General features: G+C 71.7%; 13 protein-coding genes. 12 read left to right on the plus strand and 1 reads right to left on the minus strand.

What is annotated here, in order from left to right; genetic code table 11:
* Positions 1-166: 166 nt before the first annotated feature.
* Complete coding sequence (gene ftsH / locus OH807_RS27015; RefSeq protein WP_406203500.1) at positions 167-2,098, plus strand: ATP-dependent zinc metalloprotease FtsH; 1,932 nt, start codon at positions 167-169, stop codon at positions 2,096-2,098.
* 192 nt (positions 2,099-2,290) lie between these two features.
* Here the strand turns inward: ftsH and OH807_RS27020 are convergent, their stop codons facing one another.
* Positions 2,291-3,133 (minus strand): class I SAM-dependent methyltransferase, encoded by an 843-nt coding sequence (locus tag OH807_RS27020; RefSeq protein ID WP_406203503.1) that lies wholly within the window; start codon positions 3,131-3,133, stop codon positions 2,291-2,293.
* A gap of 195 nt (positions 3,134-3,328) precedes the next feature.
* Here OH807_RS27020 and proS point away from each other — a divergent pair, with 195 nt between their 5' ends.
* The 11 genes from proS (at position 3,329) to lepB (OH807_RS27075) (ending at position 13,769) form a co-directional block, all read left to right on the plus strand.
* Positions 3,329-4,741, plus strand: coding sequence for a proline--tRNA ligase (gene proS, locus OH807_RS27025; protein ID WP_406203506.1), 1,413 nt, complete (start codon positions 3,329-3,331; stop codon positions 4,739-4,741).
* A gap of 564 nt (positions 4,742-5,305) precedes the next feature.
* The gene (locus OH807_RS27030) at positions 5,306-5,884 is read left to right on the plus strand and encodes a hypothetical protein (protein ID WP_406203508.1); all 579 of its coding nucleotides are present in this window, start codon (positions 5,306-5,308) and stop codon (positions 5,882-5,884) included.
* Positions 5,885-6,539: 655 nt separating this feature from the next.
* Entirely contained in the window at positions 6,540-6,968 is a 429-nt protein-coding gene (gene rpsP, locus OH807_RS27035; protein WP_406203511.1) for a 30S ribosomal protein S16, read from the plus strand.
* 2 nt (positions 6,969-6,970) lie between these two features.
* A complete protein-coding gene (locus tag OH807_RS27040) occupies positions 6,971-7,210 on the plus strand; it encodes an RNA-binding protein (protein ID WP_030306741.1) in 240 nt (79 codons plus the stop codon).
* 227 nt (positions 7,211-7,437) lie between these two features.
* Complete coding sequence (gene rimM, locus OH807_RS27045; RefSeq protein ID WP_406203515.1) at positions 7,438-7,998, plus strand: ribosome maturation factor RimM; 561 nt, start codon at positions 7,438-7,440, stop codon at positions 7,996-7,998.
* 185 nt (positions 7,999-8,183) lie between these two features.
* A complete protein-coding gene (trmD, locus tag OH807_RS27050) occupies positions 8,184-9,002 on the plus strand; it encodes a tRNA (guanosine(37)-N1)-methyltransferase TrmD (protein ID WP_406211209.1) in 819 nt (272 codons plus the stop codon).
* A 154-nt stretch (positions 9,003-9,156) separates the two neighbouring features.
* On the plus strand, positions 9,157-9,507 hold the full coding sequence (rplS, locus tag OH807_RS27055; RefSeq protein ID WP_063347674.1) for a 50S ribosomal protein L19: 351 nt from the start codon (positions 9,157-9,159) through the stop codon (positions 9,505-9,507).
* Positions 9,508-9,584: 77 nt separating this feature from the next.
* Positions 9,585-10,589 carry a signal peptidase I gene (lepB, locus tag OH807_RS27060; protein WP_406203518.1) on the plus strand — a complete coding sequence of 335 codons (1,005 nt, stop codon included), beginning with the start codon at positions 9,585-9,587 and terminating at the stop codon, positions 10,587-10,589.
* A gap of 43 nt (positions 10,590-10,632) precedes the next feature.
* Positions 10,633-11,622 carry a signal peptidase I gene (lepB, locus tag OH807_RS27065; RefSeq protein ID WP_406203521.1) on the plus strand — a complete coding sequence of 330 codons (990 nt, stop codon included), beginning with the start codon at positions 10,633-10,635 and terminating at the stop codon, positions 11,620-11,622.
* Positions 11,623-11,866: 244 nt separating this feature from the next.
* Complete coding sequence (gene lepB, locus OH807_RS27070; RefSeq protein WP_406203524.1) at positions 11,867-12,871, plus strand: signal peptidase I; 1,005 nt, start codon at positions 11,867-11,869, stop codon at positions 12,869-12,871.
* A gap of 145 nt (positions 12,872-13,016) precedes the next feature.
* Positions 13,017-13,769 (plus strand): signal peptidase I, encoded by a 753-nt coding sequence (gene lepB / locus OH807_RS27075; protein WP_406203527.1) that lies wholly within the window; start codon positions 13,017-13,019, stop codon positions 13,767-13,769.
* Positions 13,770-13,937 lie beyond the last annotated feature (168 nt).

Here is a 13,937-nt window from a genome sequence, read left to right on the forward strand (position 1 = left end):
GTGGGTGGCCGGAGCTGCCGGGTGACCTGAGCCGACGGGCGGGTGATCTGAGCCGACTGGCGGCCGGACGTGGCCGGGTGACCTGCGCCGACGGGTGGCCGGAGGCGGGCGGGGCAGCCTGCCGGCCCGGCGGGGTGGCGGATGGATCACCCCGGCGGATGTCCGTATGGTCCGAAAGGTGACCGAACCCGTTCCGCCGCGCCGGACCCCCGACCAGCCCTGGCGCTCCGAGGGCGCCCCGACCCCGCCGCCCCCGCGCCGCCGGATGCCCGGCGGCCGGCTGGGTCTCGTCCTCACCGCCCTCGTGGTGTTCCTGATCACCGACCTGCTGCTGTCGTTCTTCGGCACCGGCGGCGCCACCACGATCTCGTACACCGAGTTCAACAACCAGCTCAACAAGGGCAACGTCACCAAGATCTACTCCAAGGGCGACGCCATCGAGGGCACCCTGAAGAGCGCCGCGCCCAAACCGGACGGCGGCAAGGGCGACTACACCGAGTTCGACACCCAGCGGCCGTCGTTCGCCGACGACAGCCTCTGGACCACCCTCCAGCAGCAGGGCGTCGAAGTGACCGCCAAGCCGGTCGTCCAGCAGCGCAGCTTCCTCGCGAACCTGCTGATCTCGCTCGCCCCGATGCTGCTGCTGATCCTGGTCTGGGTGCTGCTCGCCCGGCGGATGGCCAGCGGCCTCGGCGCCGGCCCGCTCGGCCGCAAGGCCCCGCCCAAGCCGATCGCCGCCGAGACCGGTACGCGCACCACCTTCGCCGACGTGGCCGGCATCGACGAGGTCGAGGCCGAACTCTCCGAGGTGGTCGACTTCCTGAAGAACCCGGACCACTACCGGCGGCTGGGCGCGAAGATGCCGCGCGGAGTCCTGCTCAGCGGCCTGCCCGGGACGGGCAAGACCCTGCTCGCCCGGGCCGTGGCGGGCGAGGCCGACGTCCCGTTCTTCTCCGCCTCCGCCTCCGAGTTCATCGAGATGATCGTCGGCGTCGGTGCCAGCCGGGTCCGCGAGCTCTTCGCCGAGGCGCGCAAGGTCGCCCCGGCGATCATCTTCATCGACGAGATCGACACCATCGGCCGCCAGCGCGGCGGCGGTGGCGGCATGGGCGGCCACGACGAGCGCGAGCAGACGCTCAACCAGATCCTCACCGAGATGGACGGCTTCAGCGGCTCCGAGGGCGTCATCGTCATCGCCGCGACCAACCGGGTCGACGTGCTGGACCCGGCCCTGCTGCGGCCCGGCCGGTTCGACCGGCGGATCACCGTCAGCCCGCCGGACCGGGACGGCCGCGCCGCCATCCTGCGCATCCACACCCGGACCGTCCCGCTCGCCGGGGACACCGACCTCCGGCAGCTGGCCAAGGTCACCCCCGGGATGACCGGCGCCGAGCTCGCCAACCTGGTCAACGAGGCCGCCCTGCTGGCCGTCAAGCGCCGGCAGGACGCCGTGAACGAGCGGGACCTCTCCGACGCGCTGGAGAAGGTCCAGCTGGGCGCCGTCCGGCCGCTGGTGATGCCGCAGGCCGAGCGGGAGCGGACGGCGTACCACGAGAGCGGCCACGCGCTGCTCGGCATGCTGCAGCCGGGCGCCGACCCGGTCCGCAAGATCACCATCGTGCCGCGCGGCCGGGCCCTCGGCGTCACCCTCTCCACCCCCGACGCCGACCGCTACTCCTACACCGAGTCCTACCTGCGCGGCCGGATCATCGGCGCACTCGGCGGGATGGCCGCCGAGCAGGTGGTCTACGGCGTCATCACCACCGGCGCGGAGAGCGACCTGGAGCAGGTCACCAACATCGCCCGGGGCATGGCCGGCCGCTGGGGCATGAGCGAACGGGTCGGACGGCTCACCGCCGTCCCCGCCGACCCGCAGGGCGCGTACGGGCTCTCGGCCGCCCCGACCACGCTGGACGCGGTGGACGAGGAGGCCCGCCGGATCGTCGCGGAGTGCTACGAGGAGGCGATCCGGCTGCTCACCGAGCAGCGGGCCCGGCTGGACGCGCTGGCGGCGGCGCTGCTGGAGGCCGAGACGCTGGACGAGGAGGAGGCCTACCGGGCCGCCGGGGTGCCGCGGAAGGAGCTCGACCGGGCCTGAACCGCCGCGCCGCGGTGGCGGGGGTGAGGGCGGGGGCTGTACGGCGGGGCGGGGGCTGTACGGCGGGGCGGGGCGGTGCGGTGTGGCGGAGGCTGCGGCCGGGAGGCGGGTGAGCCTCCCGGCCGCGTGCTGACGTGGGCCGTGCGGTGCCCCGGCTGCCCCGGCTGCCCCGGGTTGCCCGGGTTGCCCCGGCTACCGCGGCTGCCCGGGTTGTCCGGGCTGCTCGGCGACGAGGTACCGGAAGACGTTCTCCATCCGCACCGAGCCGTCCGGGCGCAGGTACGGGTGCAGCACCTCCGCCAGCTCCTTCGCCACCAGCGGCAGCCCGGAGAACTCCGCCGCCGCGTCGAACAGTCCGGTGGAGAGCAGCCCGCGGACCGCGCTGTCCAGGTCCGGGTAGGCGAACGGGCAGCCGACCCGGCCGCTGCCCGCCGGGCGCAGACCGGCCGGGGCGAGGAGGTCCTCCAGGGCGCCCGGCGAGCTCAGCCCGAACGGGTCGCGTGCCGTGGTGCGCCCGGCCATCCGCCGGGCCACGTCCAGCACGGGCGCGCTCTCGCACCGCTCCGGCGGTCCCCAGGCGGCCAGCACCACGTGCCCGCCGCGGAGCGTCAGCCGGGCCGCCTCGGTCACCACGCGCTGCGGGTCGGCCGCCCCCGGCAGCTGCTCGAAAACGGTGACCAGCGAATAGGCCGAGCGGGGGACGGCCGCCGTCGTCCGGGCGCTCGCGCCGACCTGCAGCCGGCGCCCCCGGGCCAGTTCGCGCAGCTCGTCCTGAGGCTCCAGACCGGCGACCTGCGCGCCCCGCCCGGCGGCCAGCAGCAGGGCCAGGCCCGACCGGCAGCCCAGGCCCAGCACGCTGGTCGCCGGACCGACCTCCAGGCGGTCGTAGACGGCCTCGTGGAGCGGTACGAGCATGCGTTCCTGGATCTCCGCCCAGTCGCGCGCCCGCGCGGGCCACGCCCCCGTGGGCTGCGGGTCGCGCGATCGTGCGCCCGCGGGTCGTTCGGTTGTGCCGGTCGTCCGAGCTGAAGCCATCGCGGCCTCCCATCCGGTCCTTCGGTGTCCTGCTACGACTCCCCCAAAGTCCCGCCCCACTCCAGCGAACAGCGGCTCGGGCGCGGCGTCCAGAGGGGTGCAGGGTGGTGCGCGCGTGTCGCGGGCGTGCGCCCCCCGGCAGCCGGCGCGTTACCGATTCGAAGTCAGGCCCCCGATCCCCGTACCATTCGCCCCATGGCAAAGGCACCCGTTCTCACCCCCCAGGCGGACGACTTCCCGCGCTGGTACCAGGACCTCATCAACAAGGCCGAGCTGGCCGACAACGGTCCGGTGCGCGGCACCATGGTCATCCGACCGTACGGCTACGGCCTGTGGGAGCGGATGCAGCAGGAAATGGACGCCCGCATCAAGAAGGCAGGCGCGCAGAACGCCTACTTCCCGATGTTCATCCCGCAGTCCTACCTGACCAAGGAGGCGGAGCACGTCGAGGGCTTCGCCCCCGAGCTCGCGGTGGTCACCCACGGCGGCGGCAAGCAGCTGGAGGAGCCGGTCGTCGTCCGGCCGACCTCCGAGACCATCATCAACGAGTACTTCTCCAAGTGGGTGCAGAGCCACCGGGACCTGCCCCTCCTGATCAACCAGTGGGCCAACGTCGTCCGCTGGGAGCTGCGTCCGCGCGTCTTCCTGCGCACCACCGAGTTCCTCTGGCAGGAGGGCCACACCGCCCACGCCACGTACGAGGACGCCCGCGAGTACGCGTCGATGATCCACACCGACGTCTACGGCGACTTCATGACCAACGTGCTCGGCATCGACGTCGTGCTCGGCCGCAAGACCGCCAAGGAGCGGTTCGCCGGCGCCATCAACACCCTCACCCTCGAAGGCATGATGGGCGACGGCAAGGCGCTGCAGATGGGCACCAGCCACGAGCTGGGCCAGAACTTCGCCAAGGCGTTCAACACGACCTACCAGCTGCAGGGCGCCGAGCGCGAGTACGTCTGGCAGACCTCCTGGGGCGTCTCGACCCGCATGGTCGGCGGCCTGATCATGTCCCACGGCGACGACAACGGCCTGCGGGTGCCCCCGCGACTGGCCGCCGTCCAGGCCGTCGTCCTGGCCATCAAGGGCGACGACGCGGTGATCGCGAAGGTCCGCGAGATCGGCGCCGCCCTGGAGGCCGCCGGCGTCCGTGTGGTCGTGGACGACCGCACCGACACCCCGTTCGGCCGCCGCGCCGTCGACTGGGAGCTCAAGGGCGTTCCGCTGCGCATCGAGGTCGGCCCGCGCGACCTGGAGAACGGCACCGCGATGCTCGTCCGCCGCATCGCGGGCGGCAAGGAGCCGGTCTCGATCGACGCCCTGACGGCGCTCGTCCCCGGCGTGCTGGAGGAGGACCAGGCGCTGCTGCTGCGCCAGTCCCGCGAGCGTCGTGAGGCCCGCACCGTCGACGTGAGGAACCTCGACGAGGCCGTCGAGGCCGCTACCACGGGCTGGGGCCGGATCTCCTGGGCCGAGCTCGGCCCGGAGGGCGAGGCCAAGCTGGCCGAGCAGGGCGTCTCGGTGCGCTGCATCGTGGCCGCCGACGGTTCGGTGCCGGCCACCGACGACCAGGACGGCAACATCGCGATCGTCGCACGCGCCTACTGACGGTTTCCCCGCCCACGGACAGTTCGCAGGCGTCACGAGTACCGCGACACTCGCGAGTGCCACCGGAGTCATGGAGTGCCCCGGGTGTCATTCGTGTCACGGGACGCGTGAGCGTTGTGGGACATGTGAGCGCCGAAAACCGACAGATGATCGACAGATAGTGATGAGTACCGATGCGTACTGATGAGTAGCGACGGGGGCGGACAGGAGTCGCCGGGAATTCCGGTGGTAACCGTCCAGTCGCCGTCTCATCTGTCGACATCCCTACTCACCGGTCAACTCCCGGTATTAACGGAATAGCGGTACGGTGTACGGCCCGTGGCCCTGTCAACTCGACAGGATCATGGGCCGTACGTACGTCCGGGGCGCGACAGCCCGTTCCCCGGTCGGAATAGGGATGAGGCCCGCCGACTGCGACGGGCCCAAAACGTGCAGGGGGTTGGTCTTGCATCGGAACCGGAACGCGCATTTCGCGCGCGGTCGTACATTCCTGAGAGTTTCCTGGGAATTCCCGGGGAACGGGAACATGCGGAACATCGGCACGCACTCCATCGTTGGTCTAGCGTGAGCACGACACAGCCCCTCGTTCTCGCGGCCGAACTGGCCGCCGCCTGGAGCGACATCCAGGCCTTCCATCAGGACCTCCCCGACCTCGCCTCGCCCGAGGCGTTGATCGGAGAGTCCTCCTCGGCCTGTGGTACGCGGCTCGGTTTCGAGCGGCTCCTCCACGAGGCTGCCCACGGTCTTGCCGCGGCCCGGGACATCCGGGACACCTCGCGGGCCGGCCGCTACCACAACCGCCGCTTCCTGCTCCTCGCCTCGGAGCTGGGCCTGGCGCACCCGGTCGAACCGCACGCCAGCAGCGGCTTCTCCCAGGTGACCATGCTCAAGGAGACGCGGGACCGGTACGCCGAGACCATCGAACGCCTGGACCTCGCGCTCGGCGCGCACCAGGAGGCGGTGGCCGGCGACGGCGCCTCGCGTGCCTTCCGCGGCCCGGCCGCCCGGCACGGCTCCTCCGGGGGCGGCGTCCGGGTCAAGGCGGTCTGCGGCTGCGGGCGCAACGTCCGCGTGGTGCCTTCGGTGCTCGCGCAGGCGTCCATCGTCTGCGGCGCCTGCCAGCAGCCGTTCAAGATCGCGTAACCGGCGTTCGACCGGCATCGGGGAACCGGTGCCGCGCAACCGACGTCGCGCAACCGGCCGGCAGCTGTGCGGGCAGCGGGCCCGGCCGAAGCGGCGGGCGATGCGGTGATCGATCGGCACTCGGCCGATCGGTGGTGGTACTCGTTGGGCTGACCGGGAGCGGGGGCTCCCGGTCGGACCTGTCCCCCCTTGGTGGATCCCCCCGGTAGGTCCCCTGCCCGGCGGATCGTCTGCCAGGCGGATCTCCTGCTCGGTGGATCGTCTGCCCGGCGGATCTCCGCGGGTGCCGTCAGGCTTCCTCGCGGGTTCTGCGGGTTCTGCGGGTGTCTGCGGGTGTCTGGCGGGGTTCGGTGCCGGCTCCTGCCGACCGGTCCCTGGCCGGCTCCCCGTTCGGCTTCCTGTCCGGTTCCTGGCGATCCCTGTCCGGCCCCGGCTCCCGTTCCTGCCGCCCTCGGCGCTCCCGTGTCCTGTTCCGGGCCGTCGGAGGCCGGTGAAGGTGTTTCGCGCCGGTATGGCACAATGGACAGCTGAGTACTCGGCAGCCGAGCAGGACCCCTCTCTCCTACGGCTGGCGTGTCCCTTGAACGGCCGACCCCGCAACCCCACGCGGTGATGAGGCCGCTCACCCACGTCAACACCAGGAGAATCCACTCCCGTGGCAGTCAAGATCAAGCTCAAGCGTCTCGGCAAGATTCGCTCCCCGCACTACCGCATCGTCGTCGCGGACGCCCGCACCAAGCGTGACGGCCGTGCCATCGAGGAGATCGGCATCTACCAGCCGACCTACAACCCCTCGAAGATTCAGGTCGACACCGACCGTGCCCAGTACTGGCTGTCCGTCGGCGCCCAGCCGACCGAGCCGGTTCTCGCCATCCTCAAGCTGACCGGCGACTGGCAGAAGTTCAAGGGCCTGCCGGCCCCGGCGCCGCTGCTCGTCGCCGAGCCCAAGGTCGAGGACTTCTCGCACCTGTTCGCGAAGGCCGTCGCCGGCTTCGAGGACGCCACCACCGGTGTCGCCATCACCCCCAAGGCCAAGAAGTCGGACAAGGTCGAGGCTGACGCCGACGCCGCCGTCGAGGCCTGAGCGTGATCGAGGACGCCCTCGACCACTTGGTGAAGGGCATCGTCGAGCACCCCGACGAGGTGCAGGTGCGTTCGCGCAACCTGCGTCGGGGCAACACCATCGAGGTGCGAGTGCACCCCGATGACCTCGGCAAGGTGATCGGCCGGGGCGGCCGCACGGCGCGCGCACTGCGCACCGTGGTCGGTGCCCTCGGCGGTCGCAACGTCCGGGTCGACCTGGTCGACGTGGACAGCATTCGCTGACGCTGCTGCTCGTTCAGCCGTCAGGCGCGAGGCCGGCCGGGACGCATGTCGTCCCGGCCGGCCTTGTCTTTTCCCGGCCCTCCCCGGACCTTGTCGGTCCTCTCCGGGCCGGCGCACCACCGGCAGCACCCGCATTCCTCTCCCGCTCCACTCCGCCTGCGGACCGCTCCGCTCCCGGGTGGTGCGGGACTCGGCCTTCCCAGCACTCATCCAGGAGAACGATCAGCGTGCAGCTCGTCGTCGGCAAGATCGGCCGCGCCCACGGCATCAGGGGGGACGTCAGTGTCGAGGTCCGCACCGACGAGCCGGAACTCCGGCTCGGCCCCGGTGCCGTCGTCCTGACCGACCCCGCGTCGGCCGGACCGCTGACCGTCGAGTCCGGCAAGGTGCACAGCGGCCGGCTGCTGCTGCGCTTCGCCGGCGTCAAGGACCGCAACGCCGCCGAGGCGCTGCGCGGAACCGTCCTGATCGCCGAGGTCGACCCGGACGAGAGCCCGGACGACCCGGAGGAGTACTACGACCACCAGCTGATCGGCCTCGACGTGGTGCTGCTCGACGGCACTCCGGTCGGCGAGCTGACCGAGGTGGTCCACCTGCCCTACCAGGACCTGCTCACGGTGGAACGGCCGGACGGCACCGAGGTGCTGGTGCCGTTCGTCACCCGCATCGTGCCGACCATCGACCTGGAGAACCAGCGGGCCGTGATCGACCCGCCGCCCGGTCTGATCGACATGGACCAGGCCGAGGTCGCGGGCGGCGCGGCCGAGGAGCCGGAGGAGTCGGAGTGACCGCCGAAGACCTGTCGCCGGAGGAGCAGGCCGCGGCTGCGGCCGCCGTCGTCGTGTCCGCGGCTGTTCCTGCGGAGGGGGCCGGGGCTGCGGAGGAGTCCGGGCCTGCCGCGGCCTCCGGGCCTGCCGTGGAGTCCGGGCCGGCCGTGGAGTCCGGGCGTGCCGGAGCCTCGGTGCAGGACGGGATGCGGCTGGACGTCGTCACGATCTTCCCGGAGTACCTGGAACCGCTGAACATCTCGCTGGTCGGCAAGGCCCGCGCCCGCGGCCAGCTCGACGTCCACGTCCACGACCTGCGCGACTGGACGTACGACATCCACCGGACCGTGGACGACAGCCCTTACGGCGGCGGCCCCGGCATGGTGATGAAGCCCGAGTCCTGGGGCGAGGCCCTGGACGCCGTCGTCGCACAGGGACCGGCGGGGGAGGTGCCCACGCTGGTGGTGCCCACTCCCAGCGGGCGCCCCTTCACCCAGGAGCTCGCCCAGGAGCTCGCCGGGCGTCCGTGGCTGGCCTTCACGCCCGCCCGGTACGAGGGCATCGACCGGCGCGTGATCGAGGAGGCGGCCACCCGGATGCCGGTGGTCGAGGTGTCGATCGGTGACTACGTGCTGGCCGGCGGCGAGGTCGCCGTCCTGGTGATGGTCGAGGCGATCGCCCGGCTGCTCCCCGGAGTGCTCGGCAACGCGGAGTCCCACCGGGACGACTCCTTCGCGCCCGGCGCGATGGCCGACCTGCTGGAGGGCCCGGTCTACACCAAGCCCGCGGAGTGGCGCGGCCGGACCGTGCCGGACGTGCTGCTGAGCGGCAACCACGGCCGGATCGCCCGCTGGCGGCGCGAGCAGGCCTTCGCCCGCACGCTGGCCAACCGGCCCGACCTGGTGGACCGCTGGCAGTACGGCGCCTTCGACAAGAAGGACCGGGAGGCGCTCAGCATCCTCGGCCTGGCCTGGGACGAGCAGCTCGGCCGATTTCGGTCCGTGGCCGATTCTGTGGAAGAATAGGCCGCTGTTGTCTGTCGCTGGGCTCCTCCCGTAGGAGTCACGTGGTCCGGTGCCCTCGCCACGGGGGGAACGCCGGCAGCCGATGCGGCCCGCAACGAACCCCATTGTGACGAACTTCCGTGGGCGGCCCGTGGCGCCTGCGATGGAGAGCAACATGAGCAACAAGCTCGCTGCTGTCGACGCGGCTTCGCTGCGTAGCGACATTCCGGCCTTCCGCGCCGGTGACACCCTGAAGGTCCACGTCCGGGTCATCGAGGGCAACCGCTCCCGTGTCCAGGTCTTCCAGGGCGTCGTCATCCGCCGCCACGGCGCCGGTGTCGGCGAGACCTTCACCGTTCGCAAGGTCAGCTTCAACGTCGGCGTGGAGCGTACCTTCCCGGTGCACACCCCGGTCGTCGAGAAGATCGAGGTCGTGACCCGCGGTGCGGTTCGCCGCGCCAAGCTGTACTACCTGCGTGACCTCCGCGGCAAGGCCGCGAAGATCAAGGAGAAGCGCGACCGCTGATCCACCGGCTCCCGGTTCTGCCGGGGGCTCGGAGCGCTCTGGGGGGCGCGGCTGCCGCAAGGTAAGCTCAGCCCCCGATGAGCACGCACGAACCATTCGCGGACCGCGACGGCAGTCCCGCACCCACCGGTGCGGACTCGCCGTCGCGGTCCGCGGTCGTTTCCACCGGACGTGTGGAGGCGGACGCGGCGGTGGCCGGGGAGGCCGCCGGGCGCGAGGGCGAGGACCCTCCCGAGGACGAGCCCGAGCCACGCCCCGAGTCCGAGCCACGCCCCGAGGCGGACGGGGAGCCGGAGGGGCAGGTCGATGCCGGGGCTGCCGCGGACCGTGTGGATGACACCGGAGACACCGATGACGCCGACGATGCCGTGGGCGAGGGTGGCGAGGACGATGCCGACGGGCCCTTCCGTTCCCGATCGCGTGACCTCCTGCTGCTGACCGGTATCTGCCTGCTCGCCCTGCTGCTCGTGAACGCCTTCGTGGCACGGCCGTTCGCGGTGCCGTCCGCCTCGATGGAGGACACCCTGCGCACGGGTGACCGCCTGATCGCGAACAAGCTGGCCTACTCCTTCGGCGGCCACCCCCAACGTGGCGATGTCGTGGTCTTCGACGGGACGGGCTCCTTCCGGCGCGGTCCGGCTGCACCGGCCGGCTTCTGGAACGGACTGCGCGAGCTCGGCCAGGGCCTTGGTCTGGCCCCGGCGGGTGACTCGATATACGTCAAGCGCGTCATCGGTGTCGGCGGCGACCGGGTGACCAGCACCGGCCCGGGTGGGCAGCTCACCGTCAACGGTGTGCCCGTCGACGAGTCCGCCTACCTCGCCCCGGGGGACGAACCCTCGACCGTGGCGTTCGACGTGGTGGTGCCGGCAGGCAAGCTCTGGATGATGGGCGACCACCGCAGCGCCTCTCGGGACTCGCGCGACCACCTCGGTGAACCCGGTGGAGGCTTCGTCCCGGAGTCCAAGGTGATCGGACGGGCGGAGTGGGTGGTCTTCCCGATCGGCCACTGGAGCAGCCTGGACCGGCCGTCGGCGTTCGCCGCTACAGGGGGGACCGGTGGCCATGGGGACCAGAGGTAGGGGCCGGCTGACCGACCGCCCGTCCGACCGCGGCTCCGACCGTGTGTCCGACCGCTCGTCCGCCCGTGTGCCCGGTGCACCGGGCGGCGATCCGGTCGGCGGCTCTGTCGGGGATTCCAGCGACCCCGCCGACGGATTGTCCGCGGGGGACGTGGCCGGGACGACGGGCCACGAGCCGTCGGTGGCCACCCGCGGCCGGGCCGAACGCCGCCGCACCGCCCGCCGGGCGGCCCGGCGCCGCAGGCGTTCGGTGCTGCGTGAGTTCCCGTTGATCGTCCTGGTGGCGCTGGTGGTCGCCCTGGTGATGAAGACCTTCATGCTGCAGGTCTTCGTCATCCCCTCCGGTTCGATGGAGCAGACCATCCAGATCGGGGACCGGGTGCTGGTGGACAAACTCACCCCCTGGTTCGGTGCCGAGCCCGAGCGCGGCGACGTCGTGGTGTTCAAGGATCCGGGCGGCTGGCTGGAGGCCGACCACAAGCCGTCCACGGACGGGGCGATCCTGCATGGCGCCAAGCAGGTCCTCACTTTCGCCGGGCTGCTGCCGTCCGAGAGCGAGCAGGATCTGATCAAGCGGGTCGTCGGTGTCGGCGGGGACACTGTGGAGTGCTGTGACGAGCAGGGCCGGCTCAGCGTCAACGGCACGCCGGTGGACGAGTCGTACCTGTCGCCGGGCAATCCGCCGTCCCGGCAGCCGTTCAAGGTGAAGGTGCCGCAGGGGCGGCTCTGGGTGATGGGCGATCACCGGGACGTGTCCGCCGACTCCCGTTTCCACATGGGTAACGAGGGCCAGGGCACCATCCCGCTGAGCGGTGTGGTCGGCAGGGCCTTCGTGATCGCGTGGCCGCTGAACCGGGTGCATCAACTCGATGTGCCTGGTTCACTCTCCAAGGTGGCGCGGGCCCCGGAGACTCGCGGAACTTCGCCGGTCTCGATGGGGGTTGGGCCGCTTCCGGAAGAACCTCCGCTCGTTATGGGTGTGTTGGGCATCTTTCCGTTCGTCGGCCGCAGGCCGGAGCGCTCCCGGGAGTAGGCCGGGTCCGTAGGGCATCGGCTGGGCCGTGCGTGTGGGAGCGTCGGCCGGATGCCTCGGAGTGATAGAGAAGTCCTGATGCGGCCGGTGTGTGACAACGGCCGTGTCCCACGGCTGTGCTGGTGTCAGGCGGGTCCCGGGAGGGCACCCCTGAGCCGTGCGCGGTCGGTGGTGAGCGTGGTGCCCGCTGTGCGGCACTGTGAACGCGGACGTACAGGCGTCCGCACAGCTGGGAGGAGACGTTGTGGGGGATTTGGTGATCGGCGCCCGCTCAGGCGCCGGAGAGCCCGAGGGTTCCGGCGGCCGGGCGACCCGGTCCACGGAGTCCGCGGTGTCCTCGGCGTCCGTCGAGGACGCGGCGGCCCAGTCGGCGGACGGTCAGGGCAATGACACCGGTGACGCCTCGGACGACCTCGGCGACGGGACGGGTCCGGCGGAGCAGTCGGAGGAGAAGGCCGGCGGCGACGAGCGCAAGCCACGCTCCTTCTGGAAAGAACTGCCGATCCTGATCGGTATCGCGCTCGTTCTGGCACTGGTGATCAAGACCTTCTTCGTCCAGGCGTTCTCCATTCCGTCGGAATCGATGCAGAACACGCTTCAGGTCGGCGACCGCGTTCTGGTCGACAAGTTGACCCCGTGGTTCGGAGCCGAGCCTGAGCGCGGAGAGGTCGTGGTGTTCCACGACCCGGGCGGCTGGCTGGCCGACGAGCCCACCAACCAGAGCAACAACGCCCTCGTCCGGGGCGTTCAGGACGTGCTCAGCTTCGTCGGCCTGATGCCCTCCGACAACGAGAAGGACCTGATCAAGCGGGTCATCGCGGTTGGCGGCGATACCGTCGAATGCCATGGCGACGGTCCGGTGAAGGTCAACGGAGTGGCTCTCGACGAGCCGTACGTCTACCCGGGCAACACCCCCTGTCAGGTGAAGGACTTCGGTCCGGTCAAGGTGCCGGACGGCCGGATCTGGGTGATGGGTGACCATCGCGGTGACTCGCTCGACTCCCGCTTCCACATGGACCAGCCCGGTGGCGGCACCGTCCCCGTGGACGACGTGATCGGCCGTGCGTTCGTGGTGGCCTGGCCGGTCAACCACTGGTCGACGCTCCCGGTGCCGGAGACCTTCGACCAGAAGGGGCTGGCGGCGGCCGCGCCGCTCGTGCCGCCGCTGGCCGGTGCCGTCGGCGCCGTCGGGCTGCTCCCGCTGGTGCGCCGAGTCCGGTACCGGACGGATCGCACGAACCGGTCCTGACCTCATCCGGGACGCCCCCAGGTCTTGCGCGGGCCGTGGTACCGACGAGTAATCTGCTCGGACGTGCCACGGCCCGCCGGGTTTTCCGCCTGTGGCCCCGGCGCACCACGAGCGTTTCCGGGTCGGCCGGGGTTGGGCGGTATCGATGAGCAGTGTCGTGCACGAGGCGACGGACCGCCCGGCTGCTGTCACGCGGCCCGGGCGCAGGCCCGCCGCGGTACTGCAGGGCGTGCTGATCGGCCTCGGGCTGGCCCTGCTGGTGGGCGGCTTCGTCGTCATGGCGCTCAACTACCGGCCGTACGGCATCCCGACCGGCTCGATGACCCCCACGCTCAAGGTCGGCGACACCGTGCTGGCCCGCCAGATCGACGGCGGGAGCGTCGGCCGGGGTGATGTCGTGGTCTTCCGGGACCAGGCCTGGGGCGGCGAGCTCATGGTGAAGCGGGTGGTCGCGGTCGGCGGTGACACCGTGGCCACCACCGGGGACGATCAACGGCTGACCGTCAACGGCCGGCCGGTGGACGAGCCCTACCTGGCTGCGCAGGGCCCGCAGGGCAGCGCCTTCAGCGTCGAGGTGCCGCCCGGCCGGTTGTTCCTGCTCGGCGACAACCGGCAGGGTTCGCTGGACTCCCGTCTTCACCTGGAGATCGACGGCGGCACGATCCCGGCCGCCGACGTGGAGGCCCGCGTCGAGGCCACCGTCCTGCCGTTCGGCCGTACCGGCCTGTTCGCCCGGACCTCGGCGTTCGACGCCATCGGCGGGTCGAAGGCCGGCGGACCCGGTCCGCTGGAGCCGGCCTTCTACGCCACCGTCGGGGGCGCGGCGCTGATCGTCGTCACCTCGGCGGTGGGCGGGGTGACGGGCCTGGCCCGCCGGCTCCGACGCCGCGCGGCCTGACCACCAGGGGCACCGCGACCACGGTCGACGCAGCCGGAACGGCGGGCCGGCGCAGGGCGGTCGCACCCCGCGCCGTTGCCTCCGGCCGCGCGGCTCTGCCGAACATCGCCCCGGACGGTCGTGCCGGGTGGCAGGATCGGCACCGTAGACGGAACGAGCGAGGCGAGG

Origin of the sequence: Kitasatospora sp. NBC_01560, from assembly GCF_045208415.1 — a bacterium.
Classification (GTDB): Bacteria; Actinomycetota; Actinomycetes; order Streptomycetales; family Streptomycetaceae; genus Kitasatospora.

Coding starts and splice junctions, on each gene's coding strand:
- OH807_RS27020 (WP_406203503.1), bottom strand. CDS start 3,133: ATGGCTTCAGCTCGGACGACCGGCACAACCGAACGACCCGCGGGCGCA.
- lepB (WP_406203518.1), top strand. CDS start 9,585: ATGAGCACGCACGAACCATTCGCGGACCGCGACGGCAGTCCCGCACCC.
- rplS (WP_063347674.1), top strand. CDS start 9,157: ATGAGCAACAAGCTCGCTGCTGTCGACGCGGCTTCGCTGCGTAGCGAC.
- trmD (WP_406211209.1), top strand. CDS start 8,184: ATGCGGCTGGACGTCGTCACGATCTTCCCGGAGTACCTGGAACCGCTG.
- lepB (WP_406203527.1), top strand. CDS start 13,017: ATGAGCAGTGTCGTGCACGAGGCGACGGACCGCCCGGCTGCTGTCACG.
- ftsH (WP_406203500.1), top strand. CDS start 167: ATGGTCCGAAAGGTGACCGAACCCGTTCCGCCGCGCCGGACCCCCGAC.
- proS (WP_406203506.1), top strand. CDS start 3,329: ATGGCAAAGGCACCCGTTCTCACCCCCCAGGCGGACGACTTCCCGCGC.